Genomic DNA, 21,524 nt, shown 5'->3' with positions numbered 1-21,524 from the left:
ACAAGCAAAAATTAAAAAAAGATGTTCTATCGAACATCTTAATAAGAACCTTTCTTATAAGCAGCTACTGCAAGTGAACCTGGACCAATATGACAAGCAACACTTAATGATAAACGGTCAAAGATGACCTCTTTATCAGGAAATGCTTCTTTCACTTGTTCTAAATAATCTAAAGCAGCTTCTTTATCATAAGAATAAACACATGCTACTTCATAATCATCACCCCAGCCGCGATCACTAATATCCTGCTTTACCTGGTCAATCATCATTTTACGGGCTTTTTTCATAGTACGTGAAGTACCATATTTATCTAACTTTTCACCCTGAATAGTAAGAATAGGCTTAATCTTTAGTAAACCCGCAAGCGTTGCAGCAGCAGGTGATAAACGTCCACCCTTCTTTAAATATTCAAGGGTATCTACAGTAATATAGATAGTGGCATTCAACTTATTGTTCATAAGATAATCATAAATCTCTTTGGCACTATATCCCTTATCTGCCATAGCAATAGCATCTAGAACATCAGCTTTTTGCGTAGCTGAGATTCTTTGAGAATCCACAACAAATACTTTCCCTTTATACTGATCTTCATCTGCCATCATCATTGCTGTCTGACAACTTCCAGATAAGCCGCTGCTCATAGGAATGTGAATAATAGCGTCATGTGTTTTTAATATTTCATCCCACTTCTTTGCGATAATCCCAATTGTAGGCTGTGAAGTAAATACTTCTGCGCCGCCCATTAATTTTTCATAGAAATGTTCTTGTGTTAAATTGATATCTTCCTCAAATTCTTTACCATCTATAGTGAAAGGCATCGGAATACAATAGATACCTAATTCTTTTGCTTCTTTTTGTGTAATGCCAGAGTTACTATCTGTCATGATTGCAATTTTCATACAAGGACCTCCTTCAGTCAAACTCAATTTTAACAATTTTGAGGAATAAATCAACATTTTCTTGACTAATCAAGGTAGACGAATTATTGTAAATGCACATGAAAGGAGTTACAGAAATGATAGAAAAATACTTAGAAACACTTTATGGCATGGGAGAGAAAGCTCTTCAGGCCCTTATCATTATAGTTATTGGATATATTGTATATAAGATTTTTGATAAGTTATTTACAAAATTCATTGAGAAATCATCTCAGGATGAAATTGTCTTAAACTTCTTTAAGACAATCATCAAGACAGTCTTTATTGTGATTATTGCGATTATGGCTTTATCACAGCTTGGTATTAATACAAGTTCTATTCTTGCTATCTTCACTGCAGCTTCTGCTGCTTTTGCACTTGCTATTAAAGACTCACTCGCAAGCTTCTTTGATGGTATTATCATCTTACTAGCAAAACCTTTTTCAAAAGGAGACTTAATTGAAGTTGTAGGTGTCACAGGAAGAATCCAGGAAATCTCTTTACTCTATACAAACCTACTTACTTTAGATAATAAGAAGATCGTGATTCCTAATTCACAGTTAGCACACTCAACGTTAGTGAACTATTCAAGTGAAGAAATGCGTCGTGTAGATTTAAATTTCGACGTTATAATGGATAGTGATACAGAATTAGTTAAGAAGGTTATTATGGAAGAAGCTTTATCTAATCCTTATTGTCTCCATGATATTCCACCATTTGTGAATATGACAGAATATAAGGATAGTGCATTAACCTTTACACTTAGAGTATGGGCAGCTACAGAAAACTATGAAACACTTAGATGTAGTTTACTTGAAAATATGAATAAGCGTTTCAACGAAGAAGGCATAGAACTTGCCTATACGACCTATGATATTCATCTAAGCAAATAAGTTGCGGAATATTCCTCAATCTGTTTAAATATAGGTGAGGTGAAGAATATGAAAATTGTAGATCAGAACGGTTTTAATGAAGCATTAAACAATAAGTATGTATTAGTAGACTTCTATGCAGACTGGTGTGGCCCTTGTAAGATGGTTGGTCCAGTATTAGAAGAATTAGATGCTGAAAATGATCAGTTAACAGTTGTTAAAGTCAATGTAGACAATGAACTTGATTTAGCATCTAAATACGGTGTCCAGTCAATTCCAAACATGATTTTCTTTAAAGAAGGAAAGGCTGTTACACAGATCATTGGTTTCGCAAATAAGGATGCAATCCTTGATAAAATCAACCCATTTATGGACTAAGGGGCACCTGATTGGTGCCTTTTTTAAACGCCTGATTTTTCTCTTTATGATAAAAAATTAAGTGCAAAAAATATATAAATTGGTCAATTTGTGGAAAAAACAAATAACTAAAATAGATTCATGAAATGCACAAAGATTTGTGCTAATGAATATTGACATGTATACACAAAAAGTGTAAGATGTTTTTCATGATAGCTGGATGCTATCATACAATTATATCCATTATGGAGGGGAAAATATGAAAACAGTAAAGGTTTTAGTTGCTGCAAGTATGGCAGCGGCATTACTTGCTGGATGTGGAAGCAAAACTGATACAGATACTTTCAGATTTGCAAGTGAATTAGATATCCAGGGTATGGATTCTGCAGTAGTTGATGATGGTATGTCATACAACGCAATCCACGCAATCACAGACGGCTTAACAGCATTAAATGACAAAGGCAAGACTGTTCCAGCATTAGCTAAGAACTGGGATGTAAGTGCTGATGGTAAGACTTACACTTTCCACTTAAAAGATGCTAAGTGGTCAAATGGTGATGAAGTCACTGCCAACGATTTCGTTTATTCTTGGAAGAAAATTATTAAGAATGCAGGTACATATGCTTACATGTTAGGTGATGATGGTGCATCAGTTAAGAATGCGAGTCAGTTGATTGACCTAGGCCCAAAGGCAACTGATGAACAGATGAACACTTTAGGTGTTAAAGCAGCTGATGATAAGACTTTAGTTGTTGAATTAAACAACAAGGTTCCATATTTCACAGACTTAATGGCTTTCCCATGCTACTATCCACAGAACGAAAAGTTCGTTGAAAAATGTGGTAAGAACTATGGTACTAAACCAGAATATACATTATCTAATGGTGCTTATAAGATGACTAAGTGGATCAAAGGGAACAAAGCAACATTCACTAAGAACGATAAGTACTATGATGCAAAAGCAGTTAAGACTAAGAACCTTGAAATGTTCCTAGTACAGGATCCTAAGACTGCTGCACAGAACTTTGACAATGGCAAAGTTGACTATGCAACAATTAACTCTACATTAGTAGATAAGTATAAAGGTAAAGATACTTTCACAACATTCAATGAAGGTTTCTTATTCTACTTAAACTTAAACTTCCAAGTTAAGACTCTTGCTGATAAGAACGTAAGAGAAGCATTATCTTATGCAATCAACAGAAAAGACTTATGTGAAAACGTCTTAAAGGATGGTTCTAGAGCTGCTACTGGTATGGTTCCATCACAGTTATCTAAGAGCCCAGCTGGTAGAGACTTCCGTGATGATGCAGGTGTTCTTGTAGGTTACGATATTAAGAAGGCTCAGGAATACTTAGATGCAGCTAAGAAAGAATTAGGTACTGATACAATCACAGTTGATTTATTATATGGTACTGATGAATCACCAATGGATACTATGGCTGAATACTTACAGGGTTCATTCACTAAGTTAAAAGGCTTAAAGGTAAACATGGTTGCAACTGTTAAGAAAGACAGAATCTACAACAGAGAAGAACATGGTACTTACGAGATTGCATGTACTCGTTGGGGTCCAGACTACGCTGATCCAACAACTTACTTAAACTTATTCTTGACTGGTAACTCAAATAACTTTGGTAAGTACAGCAATGCAAAGGTTGATTCATTAATGAAACAGGTTCAGACTGAATCAGACGTAAATAAACGTTGGGACTTAATGACTCAGTTAGAAAAGACTGCACTTGATGATTTAGCTTATATTCCAGTATTCGAAAAGGGTGCTGCAGCATTAAAGGCTAAGAATGTAAAAGGACTTGTTCATTCAGCAGTTGGTGTTCCTTATACATTCAAATACGTAACTATTAAATAAGAATAAACAGAACATAGTGAGAATAAACACATTATAGCTCTTGCTATAATGTGTTCTTCTTTTTTAAATGAAAGGTGTGATATTTATATGGATAAATCCATGATTAGGTATATCTTAAAGAGATTGCTTATTTCAGCAATTACTCTATTTGTTATACTAACAGTTCTGTTCATTATGACTCGTTGTATGCCAGGTTCTCCATTCAACTCAGAAAAGTTGAGTCCAGAACAGCAGAAAGTCATTATGGCAAAATATGGTCTTGATAAGCCAGTTCTTGTACAGTATGGTACATACTTAAAGAATATGTTATCAGGCGACTTCGGTGTTTCTTACGTTTTATACAAAGATCAGAATGTTTCTGAATTAGTATTTGACGCAGCTAAGATCTCATTTGCTTATGGTATTGCTGCATGTATCTTAGGTACATTAGTAGGTATGTTACTTGGTATCGTTGCTGCATTAAACAAGAACACTATTTGGGATACAATCGCAACTATTATTTCTATCTTAGGTGTATCTATCCCATCATTCGTATTCGCATTATTACTTGTTATCTTGTTCAGTAATGATCTTCGCATCTTACCAACAATGTATGATGATATGAATCCAATCTTCTCATCTATATTGCCAGTTATCGCTTTATCTATGAGCGTTATTGCCAATGTAGCACGTTTCACTCGTACAGAAATGATTTCTGTATTAAATAGTGAATATATGACTCTTGCAATGGCTAAAGGTTTAGATCGTAAGACATTAATTTTTAAGCATGCATTACGTAATGCCTTAATTCCAGTAATCACTATCTTAGGTCCAATCCTAGTTAACTTGATGACCGGTACAATGGTAGTAGAACAGATCTGTTCTGTACCAGGTTTAGGTAAACTATTAATTAACAGTATTCGTGCCAATGACTACAACATCATCGTTGCATGTTCATTCTTATATGCATTCATGTATATCGTTATGATGTTAGTAATCGATGTATCTTATGGTATTATCGATCCACGTATCCGTTTAGGAAAGGGGGACAACTAAGATGGATGACAAGAAGTATGAATTTTTGCCAGATGATTTTGAGTTTATCGGTGATAAACAGAATATCAACATTGATGAAGTTGCTCCTGCAAGACCTGCTTGGAAAGACGTTATTTACCGTTTTACTCAGAACAAAGGTGCAATCTTTGGTTTAGCTTGTATTATTATCATTGCTTTACTTGCTATCTTTGTACCAATGATTTCTCATTGGAAATATGATGCAATTGATACAACTATTGCGAATGTTCTTCCAAATGGTACTCATTTCTTCGGTACTGATAAATATGGCCGTGACTTGTTCGTAAGAACATGGCAGGGTACTCGTATTTCATTAATTATCGCATTAGTTGCAGTAGTTATTGATATCGTTGTTGGTATGACTTATGGTTTAATTTCTGGTTACTTTGGCGGTTTAGTTGACTCTGTCCTTCAGAGAATTCAGGAAATCATCAACTCTATCCCAACACTAGTAGTATTAACTATTCTCTTAACAGTATTAAAGCCTTCTTTATATACCGTTATTCTTGCATTAATCTTCACTGAATGGATTCCTATGTCTCGTATCACAAGAGCACAGGTATTAAAAATCAAGGAAGATGAATTCATTCTTGCTTCTAGAACATTAGGTGCAAGCAATATCTTTATCTTATTCAAGGAAATCTTACCAAACATCTTTGGTCAGTTAATCATCATGTCTATGATGACTATCCCAAATGCAATCTTCTATGAAGCATATCTAGCATTCGTTGGTTTAGGTTTAACTGTTCCTCAGGCTTCACTTGGTACTTTGATCAACTCAGGTTTCGAAGTATTCACAGTATATCCAACTCAGATGACTATCCCAGCTATTATCCTTGCAGTATTAATGTTAGGATTCAACTTATTAGGTGATGGTTTAAGAGATGCACTTGATCCTACTATGAAGGAGATGTAATTATGGCTGACAGAGAAAGAATTTTAAAAATCAGAGACTTAAATATCTCCTTTAAGATTGAAGGTAAGAAAGTGAATGCCATCCGTGGTGTTAACTTAGACCTTTATAAGGGAGAAACAATTGCAATTGTAGGTGAATCTGGTTCAGGTAAATCAGTTACTACAAAAGCTATCATGGGTATCTTAGCTAAGAATGGTAGTATTGAAAGTGGTTCAATCGACTATACTTGGCATGATCCAGATACTGATGAAAAACATACAGTAGATATTACTAAGATGACAGAAAAGGAAATCCAGAAGGAAATCCGTGGTCGTAAGATTGCGATGGTCTTCCAGGATCCAATGACTTCTCTAGACCCAACAATGACAATTGGTAAACAGATCATGGAACCAATGATGTATCATTATGGAACATCTAAAGAAGAAGCATATAAAAAGGCTGTAGAACTTCTTGAAGAAGTAGGAATCACTAACGCAGAAAAACGTATGAAGAATTATCCTCATCAGTTATCTGGTGGTATGAGACAGCGTGTTGTTATCGCAATCGCTTTATCTTGTGATCCATATGTATTAATCTGTGACGAACCTACAACAGCCCTAGATGTAACTATCCAGGCTAAGATCCTTGAATTAATTCAGGACTTACAGAAGAAAAAAGGTATTTCAGTTATTTATATCACACATGACTTAGGTGTAGTTGCTAAGGTAGCTGACTTCGTAAACGTTATGTATGCAGGTAAGATTGTAGAAACAGGTTCTATTGAAGATATCTTCTACAGACCTTTACATCCATATACTTGGGGTCTTTTATCAGCAATGCCTGATTTAAATACTGATGATCCAGAATTATATACAATTCCTGGTTCACCACCAAACGTTACAAAAGAAATCAAAGGTGATGCATTCGCACCACGTAATAAATATGCATTAAATATCGATAAGAGAATTGAACCACCTATGTTCAAAGTAGAAGGTTCTACAACTCATAAGGTAGCCAGCTGGTTAATGCATCCAAATGCGCCAAAGGTAGAAATGCCTGAAGCATTAAGAAAGAGAATCGATAACATGATGAAAGAAGGTGTACCAAGTAATGGACAAGAATAGTCAGACTCCAATTCTTGAAGTCAAGAATTTAAAACAGTATTTCTATCCAACTAGAAAGTTTACTGTAAAAGCCGTTGATGGTATTTCATTCAAAATCATGCCAGGTGAAACATATGGCTTAGTAGGTGAATCTGGTTCAGGTAAATCTACTACTGGTCGTGCCATTATTAGATTATATGATCCAACTGATGGTCAGATCATCTTCGAAGGTGAAGATATCACTGGTAAGATGTCTAAGAAAGCTCTTAAGACATTACGTACTAAGATGGCTATGATTTTCCAGGATCCAATGGCTTGTTTAAACCCTCGTAAGAAGGTTATTGATATTATTGCTCAGGGTCTTGATATTCATCATGATTATAAAGATGAAAAAGAAAGAGAAGAAAAGGTTTATAAGATTCTTGAAATGGTAGGTTTATCAAAAGAACATGCGAACCGTTTCCCACACCAGTTCTCTGGTGGTCAGAGACAGCGTATTGGTATCGCAAGAGCCTTAATTATGAACCCTGATCTAATCATTGCCGATGAAGCAATCTCAGCCCTAGACGTATCTATTCAGGCACAGGTTGTAAACCTAATGAAGAAGATGCAGAAAGAAACAGGTGCTGCTTACTTATTTATCGCTCATGACTTATCAATGGTTAAATACATCTCTGATAGAATTGGTGTATTACATTTAGGTCACTTAGTAGAAACAGGAACTGCAGATGAAATCTTTAGTAATCCTCTCCATCCATATACAAGATCATTATTATCTGCCATCCCTCATTCTAACCCAAGAGTAGAGAAGGTAAGAAAATCATTCTCTTATGATTATGAAACAAGCGGTCTTGATTATAATGCTGGTACTCAGCATCAGATTACTGAAACACACTTTGTATTAGGTACTGATGAAGATGTTGAACAGTTCAAGAAAGACGCAGCAAACTTCAAATTATAACATCAAAAGACTATGACACTTATGTGTGATAGTCTTTTTTTAAGTTTTAAATTATTGAGGTTACCCTTTAACGCGCCCATATTACTTCTATCTTCATCTATTCTTATTTTTATAATATCTTCTCTTTCTTTCTCTTTTACTTGTTTCGTTAATAGTGTGAGATGAAGGATTAGAGGATTTATTAAGAGAATACATTAGTCTATTTCTCATTCTTGCAAAGTTCTGATATCCACATGTATTTGAAAGTATCTTATCTATTCTAGAGTTGATTCCTTCTACTGGTCCATTAGATATACTTCGACCATTACTAAATCAAAAACGCTATTTATGTATCTTATGCAATGACAATGTGTTGACGATACACATTTATTTGAGTATATTATATTTGAATGGAGGTGTTCTGTATGGCAACAACTAATTTAAATATTCGTACAGACAAGGCAATCAAGGACCAGGCGGAGGAAATCTTCAATGAACTTGGTCTGAATATGACAACCGCTGTAAATATGTTCCTGAGAGCCGCTATCTGTGAGCATGGTATTCCTTTTGGATTAAAATTGGAAGTACCGAATGATACGACAGCTGCTGCCATTGAGGAAGGCAGAAAAATGATGAAGGATTCTTCTGCTCCGTGTTATTCTAGTATGGATGCGCTTAAGGAAGTTCTTGACGTATGAAATACGACATTCAGTTTACCAATCAGTTTTAAAAAGATTTGAAGCTTGCCAAAAAGCAAAATAAAAATCTTGATAAGCTGTTTGAGGTAATCGATATTCTGGCGAATGGTGGTATACTTAATGCAAAATAGAGGAATCATGGCCTTACAGGAAACTACAAGGGCACGCGTGAGTGTCACATCGACCCAGACTGCTTATTTATGAGATTTGTGGAGATGTTCTTATTTTGATGCTTTATCGCCTTGGTTCACATTTTGAGCTGTTTAAGAAATAAGTGCAAATCGCAATTTGTACAATTCTTGAACTCAACACAAACTGCAATCAGTGTTGTTCCGTTGCTCGTTCTTTGCTGGTATCATTGAACCTTCAAATGAAGGAGAAAATAAGTCATGAATACAGATAAAATCTATGCAGAACAACTCGCAAACGAATATGCACCCAAGGACACTACTAAGGTGGTCGCTCTTCGCAAGCTGGATATAAAAGCCAAGCTTCCCGCAACTGTTTTTACCTACACATTCGGTATTATCAGTGCGATGGTAGCTGGTGTTGGGATGTGCTTTTCCATGAAGGTTATCGGCAACGGTAGTGCTGGTATGTTTGTTTTCGGAGTGATTGTCGGCATTATCGGGCTGCTGGGTATGGGCGTTAATTACCCCATCTACAAAAAATTGCTGGCTCAGGGCAAGCAGAAATACGCTTTTGAAATCATGGAATTGGCAAAAGAAATCAGTGAGAAGTAAACAATAACACGAAAGAAGGTGAGAATGATTGAATAAATCAGAAAGCAAATATTTTGCTACTGCAGCTAGAATGGACGATGCCTTTCTGACTATTCTGGCAAAAAAGGATTTTAAGTATATTACAGTCAAAGAAATCTGTGAAGTAGCTGGGGTCAATCGTTCTACCTTCTATCTGCACTATGAAACGATGTCAGACTTGCTCTCGGAGAGTATCAGTCGTATGAACGAGCAATTTCATGCTTGCATGGAGAAAGATTCAGACGTCTTTTCTGCAAAGTTGCGGAATTGTCCGAGGGATGAATTATACCTAATTACGCCGGATTATTTAACACCTTACCTCAGCTACATTAAGAACAACAAGAGACTGTTCCTCACAGCAACAGAAAATGCGGCGGTGCTGGGGATGGATAAAAGCTATGATAGGATGTTCCGTCATGTGTTTTCGCCGATTCTCGACCGCTACGGTGTACTACAACAAGATCGACCTTATATCATGGCCTTTTATATTCGGGGACTGATGGCAATTATCTCAGAATGGCTCAAGAACGACTGCACCGATTCCATTACGTATGTTGCAGGTGTGATTCAGCAGTGTGTAAAAATGCCACAAAGCGAAACAACGAACGCGGTTTGACAACTTGAAATTTGTAAAATCCACATATTTTAAGAAGGAGCCTTCGCTTATGCGAAAGCTTCTTTTCTAAACACCTTACTTTTTCAGCTTTAAGCCATCTCGGAATGCATCGCCCATACGCTCGGTGACTTTATAATACTCGTGGGTGTAGAGGTCAAATGGGATGGCGTGACCTTAGACATATCAATTTTTCCATCCACCATAATGCTTTCATTGTTGAGCGTCACTTTAAATGTAAATTGATTTTTCAAATTATTTGAATCAGATTCTTTCCACGTGTTTTATATTTTATTCTGAAGTTTTATCTTTTGCACATATAGTCCTTAATATTCATTTTATTGCCACACTCCGGACAAGAAATAATGGTTCTCTTAAGCGTGATAAAATAAATCACTTTTTTTCATTAATTTCAATCGTATATGACTGTACAAAGGATTCATAATCCTCTAAAATGATTCTTAGATTATTGTTCAATTTGTGATCTCCTTTCGCTTTGATTTAATATGAGCAAATTAATGATACAGCGAAAGGTTTTTAATTACACAAAAATATTTAAAAAAGTGGGAGCTACAGTGGGCCCTCACAGATTTAAAGGTGCTGTTTCCAAGACCCTCCACAAAAATTTAAGAACCCTTATGTGATAGTCTTTTTTTTAGGCTCAAAAAATGTGAACTACTACACTTATTCGGTGTAAAAAGTGTAGTTGTAGCACATTTATTCACTGCAAAAAATGTATTATAGTCACACTTTTACGCTGTAAAAAATGTATAATGCTGCATTTATTCACTGTAAAAAGTGTTAAAAAGTGTTATAATAAAGTAAAACGAGGGGGTGTCTATATGTATCGTTTAGCTATAAAAAAATTATTTAGATGGAAAGAAAAGCCAAATCGTAAACCTTTGATTATTGAAGGTGCTAGACAGGTTGGAAAAACGTGGCTGATGAAAGAATTTGGAGAGAAAGCATATAATCAGACTATCTATATTAATTTTGATTCAAATACAACAATGTCTGACTTATTCTCTTATGATTTAGATACAAATCGTTTAATAACTGGGATTGAATTGTATAGTGGTCAGAAAATTGATCCAGATAACACGCTTCTTATATTTGATGAAATTCAAGAAGTTCCGCAAGCATTATCTTCGTTAAAATACTTTTATGAAAATGCACCTGAATATCATATTATATGTGCAGGTTCGCTTTTAGGTATCGCGCTTCATCAAGGTACATCATTCCCGGTAGGGAAAGTGGATTTTATGAATCTTTATCCTCTTAATTTTAAAGAGTTTTTAATGGCTGCAGGTAAAGAACGATTTGTAGAACTACTTGATCAACAGAATTATCAAATGATCAAAAGTTTTAAGCAGACATATATTGATGCGTTGAAACAGTATTATTATGTGGGTGGGATGCCAGAAGCTGTCCAATTTTTTGCAAATTATAATGATTATAATGAAGTGCGTAATATTCAGAGAAAAATTCTATTCGCTTATGAACAGGATTTTTCTAAACATGCACCTAATGAAATTGTTCCTAAAATAAGGATGCTTTGGAATAGTATTCCATCACAGCTAGCTAAGGAAAATAAAAAATTTATATATGGTCTTGTTCGTACTGGTGCGCGTGCTAAAGAATATGAAACAGCTATTATGTGGCTATCTGATTGTGGATTAATACATAAAATTAGTCGTGTAAATCAAGCGGGTATACCTTTAAAGGCGTATGAAGATTTAAAGGCTTTTAAAATTTATTTATTAGATGTAGGGCTTTTAGGGTGCATGACTGGTTTGAAACAAAAGACGCTTATTGAAGGTAATAATTTATTTGTGGAATTTAAAGGTGCACTGACTGAACAATATGTATGCCAACAACTCAAGACAATAGAAGATTTGAATATATATTATTATACAAACGAAAGAGGAAACTGTGAAATAGACTTTGTGGTAGATAGAGACAATCAGATTATTCCAATAGAAGTCAAAGCAGAAGAAAATTTAAGGGCGAAGAGTCTTAAAACATATAGTGAAAAGTTTTCTCCAGATATTTGTGTTCGTACTTCTATGTCTGATTATAGAAAAGAAGATTGGCTTATTAATCTTCCTCTCTATGCAATAGAAGAAATAAAGGAACTATGAAAAAACGACATAATCAAGTGTCGTTTTAATGTTAGTTCATAGTTTTCTGTAACTTCTTAGTGACAAGTACTAATACAATCGCAGAGTAGCTGTACTGATATAATCCATTATATAAGATTCAGTGGCATCAAAGTAGTTTGTGAAATCTTAAGTCCTACAAAAGCACTGATATCATAACTAATAAAGAATAAACCAAATTTAGATGCCATACTTGCTCCTTATTTTAGATATTGCAGTTTCTCCCTCTACTGTGTTTCCAGATTTCACATCTTTCAAACCATCCAGGATTGTTGTTGCTTCATCCATCTTTCTCATAGTTTTTTCATAGTAATCGATATCCATAACAACCAATCTGCCGTATCCATTCTTGGTTACGAATACAGGACCGTTTTCTTCTGCACAGCGATGTTCTACTTCAACTGTATTTTTCAAATCACGCATTGGAATAATCTTCATACAATCAGCTCCTTTCTTGTGGCTATATTATAATCTATATTTAGCTACGAGGTAAGTGACTATGAATTATTACGATTAAAAAAACGACACATCAAGTGTCGTTTTAATGTTAGTTCATGCTTTTCTGTAATTTCTTAGCTACTAGTACTAATACAATTGCAAGTGCTGCAAGAATAGCTGAACCAATATAACCCATTACATAAGATCCAGTGGCATCGAAGAAACTTGCTGAAATCTTAGGACCTACAAAAGCACCAATACCATAACCAATAAAGATTAAACCATAGTTTCTGTTATAAAACTTAGAACCAAAGATGATCTTAACCATAGGCGCAAATACGACTAGTAATCCACCAAATGAGAATCCTACTAAGGCAATACATAAGATGAAGTAGGCATAAGAATGAGCCATCGTTAACATCAACATTGAGATACCATTAATAAGTAATACAAGAATAAGTGAGTTCCATCCCTTTAATTTATCATAAACAAAACCAAATGAGATACGACCAAACATATTAAATAAAGTCATAAGTGATACACAAAGTGCTGCACTCATTGCATTTAAACCAATCTGTTTCTGAGCGATTGGTGAAGTAGCAGAGACCATCATAGTTCCTGCTGCATTCGCAAAGATAAACATTACTACTAATACCCAGAAGATAGGCGTTTTAACCATTTGTGGGATGTTATAGTCTTTTGTATTTAATTCTTTAGATTGTGTAGTTGATGGTGTCCATCCTTCAGGAGTCCATCCATCAGGACAAGGTGCGATCATCCAAGCAACAGCACCAACACCAATTAAGAAGATCACACCAAGAATCTTACATGCAGTCTGTGCACCATATGTAGAGATAAGCATCTGAGCCACTGGTGACATAATGAATGGTCCACATGCAGCTCCAGCCTGTACTAAACCAGAAATAGAACCACTCTTGTCAGGGAACCATTTTAAAGCTGTTGGAAGACACGCTGGATAGATCATACCAGCTCCTGCTCCGGCAATCACACCATAAGCTACATATAAGAATGGGATTGTATTCGCAAAACCTGTTAATACCCATCCACCTGCAAATAATGCAAGACCCATATAGATAGCCACTCTAGGCTGTAACTTTTCAGCTAAGATACCACCGATAAAGCCTACAGCACAATAAATAAACATATAAATAGTATAAGCCATTGAGAAATCAGATGTACTCCATCCAAACTGATTACATAATGGCAAACAGAATAAACTGAAGAAGGCAGTGGCAGAAGTGAATAAAGACTGAATCCATACTCCTGCAAACACACGCCAGCGTGTTGCTTTCGTAATATTCATGATAATCCTCCTACTGTAATGTACCTAAGTCTAAAGCGACTTCACGGCCATTAAATTTACCCGCTTCACGGCTAGTACCTAACCAATAAACCATAGAAGAAATATCTTCTACATCAAGGAATGGTACGCCATTGTACATTTCTTCAACAGATTTGAAATCTTTACCTGTTAAATCATTAATAAACTGTACATATTCCATTGTTTCACACATAGGTGTTTTAACTTTTGTAGGACATAATGCATTCACGATAATACCCTTAGAACCTACTTCTTTCGCAAGTGTCTTAGTTAATCCTAAGATTCCCCATTTACTCATACAATATGTTGCAAGCTTTGGTGTGCCATATAATCCTGAAGTAGAAGAAATATTAATAATACGACCAAATCCCTGTTTCAACATATACTGTGCTGCATACTTATCTGTACGCCAAGTACCGATAAGGTTAATGTTGATGACTTTTTCTACCTGTTCATCTGTTAGTTCCCAAGTGTAGGCAAAGTTAATAACTCCTGCGTTCGCAATGACAACGTCAATACGTCCAAAAGTATCCCATGCACTCTTGAATAAGTTTTCCATATCTTCTGTAGAAGTGATGTTTGCCTTAACAGCAAGTACTTTTGCACCTAATAATTCACAATGTGCGATTGTTTCTTTAAATGCTTCACTTGTTGGTTCCTGCATATCAGCTAATACAACATCAAATCCATTTTCTGCATATTTATATGCATGTGCACGTCCTTGACCCATGGCTCCGCCAGTGATCAAAACTACTTTTCTTTCATTCATTTTATTTCTCTCCCTTTGTTAAAAAATTTACAAGTTGATTATAGAGTCTCAAATAGTTTGAGAGTCAATAGTCTAAATTTGCTTAAAATAAGCATAAATGATAGGGTTTTCTTTGGTATAATGGGTAAGAACTCTCAAATGGTTTTAAGGAGGACGTGAAATGTATAATACTTATACAATTGGAGAACTTGCGAAAATACTAGGTATTACACCAGAAACAATACGTTATTATGAAAGAAAAGGAATCATTGCTCCTATTCATGATGAAAAGACAAACTATCGCTATTATACAACCTGGGATCTTCATATGATTATTCGTGCACGCTGTTATTTAGGTTTTGGACTTTCAATTGATGAAACATCTAAAATCCTTCAGAAGCGCACATTAGAAGAAATAGATGAAGTATTAGATAACCAGGAAAAAATCATTGAACAGAATATCATCTATAATATGAATCTTTTAAAGAAGATGCGTACTAATAGAGCTCTCATTAATAATTTTGAAGAAAAGAATCTCACTCTAAGAACAAGTCCAGGTATATATCGTATAGATACGCAGAAATGTTATACTCTGGATTTGAGTGAACAGGAAAAAGAAGAATTGAAGCAGTTTACACAATATGTTCCTTTTATTTTCTCTACCGCATTATTCCCAAAAGAACATATAGAAACAGAAAATAAAGATTTCTATTTTGGAATTGGGATAGAAGAACAGTTTGCATCATTATTTGATATTAAAGAAACAGAGTATGTGCATTACTATCCTCCTAGAACTTGTCTTTATATGAGTTTCTCCTCACGTTCTTCACAAATACTCACTTATGAAGTATTAGAACCTGCTTTTGAATATATGAAAAAAAACAATCTAGAGTTAGATGGTGATATCTTTACTCAGATTGTTTCTATGTGGAAACCAGAAGAAGAATACTTTAACTGGCACAATATTTGGATTCCTGTTAGATAGAGGAATCCTTTTTTGGTTTGACTTTATTTTCTAAACGATTTCCATCTTCATCTAATTTATAGAGGTTATTGTATGTGACTTCTATATGTTTCTGATAGAGTCCGATATTAATGATTCTAGAGATAACGGCATAAATAAGGGCAGTAAGAGGTACACCAATAAGTATGCCAATAACACCCCATAAATTACCAAATATCGTAATACCAAGTAAGACAAATAACCCACCAATACCAACGGACTTACCTACAATCTTAGGATATACCACATTTCCTTCAAACTGCTGTAAGCATAGATAAATAATCGCAAAGGCAAGCATACTCTTACTCTGTGCTGCAGCTACTAAGATTAATCCTGCAAAGAAGGTAATGAAATTACCAAACATTGGTACAAAACTAAACAAGAAAGCCATAATCGCAATTAATTCAGGGAAAGGCATCCCAAATAAACGCATCGCAATATAGACTTCTAACATAAAACATGTGGCTTCTAACATCTGTCCTGTCACAAAACTATTAAAATAATGATTGGCTTCACTCATGATATCAAAGGCTATACCTGCACGTTTATGACCTAATATATATGCAATAAGTTTTCTGCCTTGTTCAAGATGTTTTTCTTTATTTGCAAGAAGATAGAGAGCCATAAAGAACGAAGTGATGGCAGTAATGAATGAACCACCAACATTTGATACAAATTCTGTTGTCTTAAAATGAGGATCACCTAAGAAGGTTCCTGCAGTCGCAAGGATTGTACTTAAATCAATAGAGGCAAACCATTTCTGTACTTCATCTACTGTTACTGAATAATCAATATTAAATCTTTTACATATAGAAGTAATATAAACAGATAATCTACTTGCATAATTATCTAAGTTAGAGAATAAGAGTGAAAAGCTTTCTCCAATTCTAGGAATAATAAAAGAGAAGAACATCACTAATATTAATAGTAAACATATAATAGTGATAGCCATCGCAATACCACGTGTACCTTCTAATAAGAATTTTGGGAGTTTTGAATCAGGATTTTTCTTCATCCACTGACCTTTTGCTTTCACAAGTAACTTCTCTACTAGTTTCATTGGAATATTAATCACAAATGCAATGACTATCGCAATATAGAAGGGTCTTGCAAGCCCTAATGCATTAAGGAAGAAGTCCCATACTGATTCTAAATTGAAAAGAATAAAAGCTAAGACAATACCATATGTAATATATTGGAAAATCTTATCATCTGGAAAATTAAAATTTTTGTTGTCCATAATAACCTCACATTCCTTTCCGCCTGCGGCTCCAAGGCACACATAGAAATGAATAATTCTTGTTTGTGCAGGCATCTTATTTTATATTTTAATTGAAGGAGTCTTACACTACAAAGCACGGCGAGGTGAGTTGTAGATTCTTGCAACTCGTTCAAGTCAAAACAGTATAATAACCAGTGCAAGGCTGATCTTTTCAAGCACACATGAGTATGTCTTTTAAGTCTGCAGATTAATCATTGACTTGAGTTTAATCTTTTAGTGTTGATCAGTCAGTCACTGAGCTCCTTCTCTATATTCTTATAAGGAGCCTTTTATTTATGGAGATTGTTTACCCTAGATCTTGTGGTGTTGACGTGCACAAATCTTTCATTGTTGCTGTTATCTGCATCTCTGAATCCGTCAAACCCAAGTACATTAAAAAAAGATTCTCAACCTTCAATAACCAGCTCATTCAATTCAGGGATTGGCTTATTGAAAACAACTGTCAAAATGTATGCATGGAATCAACCGGCAAGTACTATATCCCTGTATACAATGCATTAGAAGGCCATATTTCTAATGTCGTTGTTGCCAATCCTAAATGGGTCAAGGCTATCAAAGGTGAGAAGGATGACAATAAGGATGCCAAATGGATTGCCGACCTCTTTAAATTCGGTATTGTCGATCCAGCTATATCCCTGAAAAGGATATCCGCGTCCTCAGGAATTTACCCGCTATCAGTATAAACTTATCAATATGCGTTCTTCTGAAAAGAATCGTTTCCAAAATGCTTTGACTACTGGAAACTGTAAACTTGATATTGTTTTTTCTGATATCTTTGGTAAATCTGCTTCCGCTATTGTCAATACTATTTTATCAAATGATCCATATACAAGTGAAGATATTCTTTCTAAAGTTCATGCCGGTTGTAAAGCATCTCATGAAGACATCCTGAGTGCTGTTGATGGTATTCAGCTAAATCAGTTTCAAAAGGCTAGAATTAAAATCGTTCAGAAACATATGGACTATCTGGATTCTCTTCTTGATGAAATACAGCACCATATCAACTTGATGGTTGCCAACTACGAAGACTACATACAGCTTCTTTGTACAATACCAGGAATCAATAGAAAATCTGCTATTACCATTATCTCTGAAATCGGCACTGATATGTCTCAATGGTCCTCTCATCGCAAACTTGCTGCATGGGCTGGATTAGCTCCTGGATGTAATGAATCAGCTGGCAAAAAGAAATCGGTTAAAGTTTCAAAAGCTGGCGTTTATCTTAAGCCTTGTCTTGTTCAGGTTGCACATGCTGCCGTAAAAGATAAGGAATGCGAATACTATGCAGACAAATTCAACAAGATATCTAAAAGACGCGGTAAGAAACGAGCTATCATTGCGATTGCGAGAAAAATACTTATTGCTGTCTATCATCTTTTAAAAACAGGTGAAGCATTTAATCCAACAGACATGGCAGATGTTGAAACAACAAAGAAGCAACGAATTGAATACGTTAAAAATAATTTACGAAATGCCTTCAATCAACTCAGCCGCACAGGCTTGTCTGAAGCAGAGATTCTACAACTCATCAGAAAAGAATCTAAGAACTCACCTCAAATAGAATAGCCTTCCATTTGGGGAAAGGGGCTTTATGCACTTTTTTAGGGTAAAATTTGTTTTCTCTTTCAATTTTTATTCAGATTATAACCTCACATTCCTTTCCGCCTGCGGCTCCAAGGCACACATAGAAATGAATAATTCTTGTTTGTGCAGGCATCTTATTTTATATTTTAATTGAAGGAGTCTTACACTACAAAGCACGGCGAGGTGAGTTGTAGATTCTTGCAACTCGTTCAAGTCAAAACAGTATAATAACCAGTGCAAGGCTGATCTTTTCAAGCACACATGAGTATGTCTTTTAAGTCTGCAGATTAATCATTGACTTGAGTTTAATCTTTTAGTGTTGATCAGTCAGTCACTGAGCTCCTTCTCTATATTCTTATAAGGAGCCTTTTATTTATGGAGATTGTTTACCCTAGATCTTGTGGTGTTGACGTGCACAAATCTTTCATTGTTGCTGTTATCTGCATCTCTGAATCCGTCAAACCCAAGTACATTAAAAAAAGATTCTCAACCTTCAATAACCAGCTCATTCAATTCAGGGATTGGCTTATTGAAAACAACTGTCAAAATGTATGCATGGAATCAACCGGCAAGTACTATATCCCTGTATACAATGCATTAGAAGGCCATATTTCTAATGTCGTTGTTGCCAATCCTAAATGGGTCAAGGCTATCAAAGGTGAGAAGGATGACAATAAGGATGCCAAATGGATTGCCGACCTCTTTAAATTCGGTATTGTCGATCCAGCTATATCCCTGAAAAGGATATCCGCGTCCTCAGGAATTTACCCGCTATCAGTATAAACTTATCAATATGCGTTCTTCTGAAAAGAATCGTTTCCAAAATGCTTTGACTACTGGAAACTGTAAACTTGATATTGTTTTTCTGATATCTTTGGTAAATCTGCTTCCGCTATTGTCAATACTATTTTATCAAATGATCCATATACAAGTGAAGATATTCTTTCTAAAGTTCATGCCGGTTGTAAAGCATCTCATGAAGACATCCTGAGTGCTGTTGATGGTATTCAGCTAAATCAGTTTCAAAAGGCTAGAATTAAAATCGTTCAGAAACATATGGACTATCTGGATTCTCTTCTTGATGAAATACAGCACCATATCAACTTGATGGTTGCCAACTACGAAGACTACATACAGCTTCTTTGTACAATACCAGGAATCAATAGAAAATCTGCTATTACCATTATCTCTGAAATCGGCACTGATATGTCTCAATGGTCCTCTCATCGCAAACTTGCTGCATGGGCTGGATTAGCTCCTGGATGTAATGAATCAGCTGGCAAAAAGAAATCGGTTAAAGTTTCAAAAGCTGGCGTTTATCTTAAGCCTTGTCTTGTTCAGGTTGCACATGCTGCCGTAAAAGATAAGGAATGCGAATACTATGCAGACAAATTCAACAAGATATCTAAAAGACGCGGTAAGAAACGAGCTATCATTGCGATTGCGAGAAAAATACTTATTGCTGTCTATCATCTTTTAAAAACAGGTGAAGCATTTAATCCAACAGACATGGCAGATGTTGAAACAACAAAGAAGCAACGAATTGAATACGTTAAAAATAATTTACGAAATGCCTTCAATCAACTCAGCCGCACAGGCTTGTCTGAAGCAGAGATTCTACAACTCATCAGAAAAGAATCTAAGAACTCACCTCAAATAGAATAGCCTTCCATTTGGGGAAAGGGGCTTTATGCACTTTTTTAGGGTAAAATTTGTTTTCTCTTTCAATTTTTATTCAGATTAATCACCTAAGGAAATAGTACCACAAAATTAGGGGTATTGTTATAATAAATTGAAGAAGAAAAGGTTGAGGAATAGAAGAAATTTGCTATAATGACACACGTAAAAGGAGAATTCAGATGAACACTATTATTATTAATAAGATTATGATGCATATGCTTGATTTTGAACATCGTAAAATATACTTAAGCGAAGATTTCTGTGAATTAAATGATACAACTCAGGAATATTATCATAAAAAAGTAGAAAAAGCTTTATACAGTCCAGCTATTAAAGAACTTGTTGTGCCTTCACTTCATGAATTATTACTTCGTGCAGATAAGATGCTTGAAGATGATGAAGAATTCAAGAAACAGGCAAAAGAAATTAGTGAAAAGTTCTTTGCATTAGGTTCAGTGATTGAAGAAATGCCTAATAGTAATATTCTTTATGTGGACTGCTATCGTGATGGTGTGCATATTATTGCTGCTTTAAAGCTTAATTATAAGTATAATTCTGTATCTCTTGTAGAAGAGGAAAATGTCCGTATTACAAGAAGACAGGTTCTTCCTCAGATTGGTACAGCAGTTGATGAAGCCATTATTATAGATACAGACCACAAGAAACTTTCTCTTATTGAAAAGAAGTATCTCATTGATGGTAAGATGGATACTTATTTAAATAGTCAGTGGATTAAGGGTGAAGAAAAGTTAACTGATCGTCAGAAGATTTCTACTATGAAGAAAGTGGTAAATAAGATTGATGATATTTATCATGTGAATGATAAAGAAGCACTTCCACTTGTGAAGCAGGAAATATTAGAAAGAACACAGATGGGTGAACTCGTTAAACCAATTGAAGTCGTTCGTAAGGTCATGGAAAGAGATTATCAGGCTCAGGAAGAATCAGAAACGATGATGAAAGATCTTGGGATTGGTGAAGATGATACAATTTCTTTAAATGCTTTAGGACGTTCTGTTGAGGTTGTAAAGATTACTCTTGATGAAAATATTCAGATTACTATGCCAGTAGATGAATATGTGAATGGCTCTACTTTTGAAAAGAAAGAAAACCCTGATGGAACAGTTTCTATCGTATTAAATAATATTCAAGACATTACAATCAAGTAACCGTTTACATTTTTTTGCCTATATTGTCTGAAATGAATGA

General features: G+C 35.2%; 23 protein-coding genes and 1 pseudogene. 18 read left to right on the top strand and 6 right to left on the bottom strand.

Annotated elements, in window-relative coordinates; all coding sequences use genetic code 11:
* Positions 1-38: 38 nt before the first annotated feature.
* Positions 39-899 carry a DegV family protein gene (locus NQ499_RS12280; protein WP_040389527.1) on the bottom strand — a complete coding sequence of 287 codons (861 nt, stop codon included), beginning with the start codon at positions 897-899 and terminating at the stop codon, positions 39-41.
* Between the two features lie 116 nt (positions 900-1,015).
* On the opposite strand from NQ499_RS12280, the gene NQ499_RS12275 reads away from it, so the two are divergent.
* The 7 genes from NQ499_RS12275 (at position 1,016) to NQ499_RS12245 (ending at position 8,028) form a co-directional block, all read left to right on the top strand.
* The gene (locus tag NQ499_RS12275; protein ID WP_050772140.1) at positions 1,016-1,810 is read left to right on the top strand and encodes a mechanosensitive ion channel family protein; all 795 of its coding nucleotides are present in this window, start codon (positions 1,016-1,018) and stop codon (positions 1,808-1,810) included.
* Positions 1,811-1,858: 48 nt separating this feature from the next.
* Complete coding sequence (gene trxA, locus NQ499_RS12270; RefSeq protein WP_006504303.1) at positions 1,859-2,167, top strand: thioredoxin; 309 nt, start codon at positions 1,859-1,861, stop codon at positions 2,165-2,167.
* A 238-nt stretch (positions 2,168-2,405) separates the two neighbouring features.
* Entirely contained in the window at positions 2,406-4,016 is a 1,611-nt protein-coding gene (locus NQ499_RS12265; protein ID WP_040389526.1) for a peptide ABC transporter substrate-binding protein, read from the top strand.
* Between the two features lie 87 nt (positions 4,017-4,103).
* Positions 4,104-5,051 (top strand): ABC transporter permease, encoded by a 948-nt coding sequence (locus NQ499_RS12260; protein ID WP_006504301.1) that lies wholly within the window; start codon positions 4,104-4,106, stop codon positions 5,049-5,051.
* A gap of 1 nt (position 5,052) precedes the next feature.
* Positions 5,053-5,985, top strand: coding sequence for an ABC transporter permease (locus NQ499_RS12255; RefSeq protein WP_006504300.1), 933 nt, complete (start codon positions 5,053-5,055; stop codon positions 5,983-5,985).
* 2 nt (positions 5,986-5,987) lie between these two features.
* Positions 5,988-7,088, top strand: coding sequence for an ABC transporter ATP-binding protein (locus tag NQ499_RS12250; RefSeq protein ID WP_006504299.1), 1,101 nt, complete (start codon positions 5,988-5,990; stop codon positions 7,086-7,088).
* Entirely contained in the window at positions 7,075-8,028 is a 954-nt protein-coding gene (locus tag NQ499_RS12245; protein WP_006504298.1) for an ABC transporter ATP-binding protein, read from the top strand. Before NQ499_RS12250 ends, NQ499_RS12245 begins: the two co-directional genes overlap by 14 nt.
* 93 nt (positions 8,029-8,121) lie before the next feature.
* Here NQ499_RS12245 and NQ499_RS12240 read toward each other — a convergent pair whose 3' ends face one another.
* Positions 8,122-8,322 (bottom strand): transposase, encoded by a 201-nt coding sequence (locus NQ499_RS12240; protein WP_155812546.1) that lies wholly within the window; start codon positions 8,320-8,322, stop codon positions 8,122-8,124.
* 110 nt (positions 8,323-8,432) lie between these two features.
* On the opposite strand from NQ499_RS12240, the gene NQ499_RS12235 reads away from it, so the two are divergent.
* From NQ499_RS12235 to NQ499_RS12220, 5 genes and pseudogenes are all read left to right on the top strand, one after another.
* On the top strand, positions 8,433-8,705 hold the full coding sequence (locus NQ499_RS12235) for a type II toxin-antitoxin system RelB/DinJ family antitoxin (protein WP_040389525.1): 273 nt from the start codon (positions 8,433-8,435) through the stop codon (positions 8,703-8,705).
* A gap of 137 nt (positions 8,706-8,842) precedes the next feature.
* Positions 8,843-8,935 (top strand): annotated as a pseudogene (locus NQ499_RS13720) (hypothetical protein); the annotation flags it as partial.
* Between the two features lie 159 nt (positions 8,936-9,094).
* Complete coding sequence (locus NQ499_RS12230) at positions 9,095-9,448, top strand: hypothetical protein (protein ID WP_040389524.1); 354 nt, start codon at positions 9,095-9,097, stop codon at positions 9,446-9,448.
* Between the two features lie 28 nt (positions 9,449-9,476).
* Positions 9,477-10,082, top strand: coding sequence for a TetR/AcrR family transcriptional regulator (locus tag NQ499_RS12225; protein WP_006504296.1), 606 nt, complete (start codon positions 9,477-9,479; stop codon positions 10,080-10,082).
* Positions 10,083-10,921: 839 nt separating this feature from the next.
* Positions 10,922-12,220, top strand: coding sequence for an ATP-binding protein (locus NQ499_RS12220; RefSeq protein ID WP_040389523.1), 1,299 nt, complete (start codon positions 10,922-10,924; stop codon positions 12,218-12,220).
* A 198-nt stretch (positions 12,221-12,418) separates the two neighbouring features.
* On the opposite strand, the gene NQ499_RS12215 is transcribed toward NQ499_RS12220, so the two are convergent.
* The 3 genes from NQ499_RS12215 to NQ499_RS12205 form a co-directional block, all read right to left on the bottom strand.
* Positions 12,419-12,676, bottom strand: coding sequence for a type II toxin-antitoxin system Phd/YefM family antitoxin (locus NQ499_RS12215; RefSeq protein WP_006504293.1), 258 nt, complete (start codon positions 12,674-12,676; stop codon positions 12,419-12,421).
* Between the two features lie 109 nt (positions 12,677-12,785).
* Positions 12,786-14,000 (bottom strand): L-lactate MFS transporter, encoded by a 1,215-nt coding sequence (locus NQ499_RS12210; protein WP_006504292.1) that lies wholly within the window; start codon positions 13,998-14,000, stop codon positions 12,786-12,788.
* 10 nt (positions 14,001-14,010) lie between these two features.
* Positions 14,011-14,787, bottom strand: coding sequence for an SDR family NAD(P)-dependent oxidoreductase (locus tag NQ499_RS12205; RefSeq protein ID WP_006504291.1), 777 nt, complete (start codon positions 14,785-14,787; stop codon positions 14,011-14,013).
* Between the two features lie 160 nt (positions 14,788-14,947).
* Between NQ499_RS12205 and NQ499_RS12200 the strand changes: the two genes are divergently transcribed.
* Positions 14,948-15,751: a MerR family transcriptional regulator gene (locus tag NQ499_RS12200; RefSeq protein WP_006504290.1), complete on the top strand. Its 804-nt coding sequence runs from the start codon at positions 14,948-14,950 to the stop codon at positions 15,749-15,751.
* Here NQ499_RS12200 and NQ499_RS12195 read toward each other — a convergent pair.
* A complete protein-coding gene (locus NQ499_RS12195) occupies positions 15,744-17,009 on the bottom strand; it encodes an AI-2E family transporter (protein ID WP_259848530.1) in 1,266 nt (421 codons plus the stop codon). The two genes, NQ499_RS12200 and NQ499_RS12195, sit on opposite strands and share 8 nt — an antisense overlap.
* A gap of 317 nt (positions 17,010-17,326) precedes the next feature.
* Here NQ499_RS12195 and NQ499_RS12190 point away from each other — a divergent pair, with 317 nt between their 5' ends.
* From NQ499_RS12190 to NQ499_RS12170, 5 genes are all read left to right on the top strand, one after another.
* Entirely contained in the window at positions 17,327-17,734 is a 408-nt protein-coding gene (locus tag NQ499_RS12190; protein WP_259848528.1) for an IS110 family transposase, read from the top strand.
* A 10-nt stretch (positions 17,735-17,744) separates the two neighbouring features.
* Complete coding sequence (locus NQ499_RS12185; RefSeq protein ID WP_259848529.1) at positions 17,745-18,617, top strand: transposase; 873 nt, start codon at positions 17,745-17,747, stop codon at positions 18,615-18,617.
* 393 nt (positions 18,618-19,010) lie between these two features.
* A complete protein-coding gene (locus NQ499_RS12180) occupies positions 19,011-19,418 on the top strand; it encodes an IS110 family transposase (RefSeq protein ID WP_259848528.1) in 408 nt (135 codons plus the stop codon).
* 273 nt (positions 19,419-19,691) lie between these two features.
* The gene (locus NQ499_RS12175) at positions 19,692-20,300 is read left to right on the top strand and encodes a transposase (RefSeq protein WP_259848527.1); all 609 of its coding nucleotides are present in this window, start codon (positions 19,692-19,694) and stop codon (positions 20,298-20,300) included.
* Between the two features lie 194 nt (positions 20,301-20,494).
* Complete coding sequence (locus tag NQ499_RS12170; protein ID WP_006506433.1) at positions 20,495-21,484, top strand: nucleoid-associated protein; 990 nt, start codon at positions 20,495-20,497, stop codon at positions 21,482-21,484.
* The last annotated feature ends 40 nt before the right edge of the window (positions 21,485-21,524 follow it).

The organism is Catenibacterium mitsuokai (assembly GCF_025148785.1).
Lineage (GTDB): Bacteria > Bacillota_I > Bacilli_A > Erysipelotrichales > Coprobacillaceae > Catenibacterium > Catenibacterium mitsuoka.
Note: the sequence above shows the minus strand (reverse complement) of the source record. Positions and strands in the feature narration are given on the sequence as shown.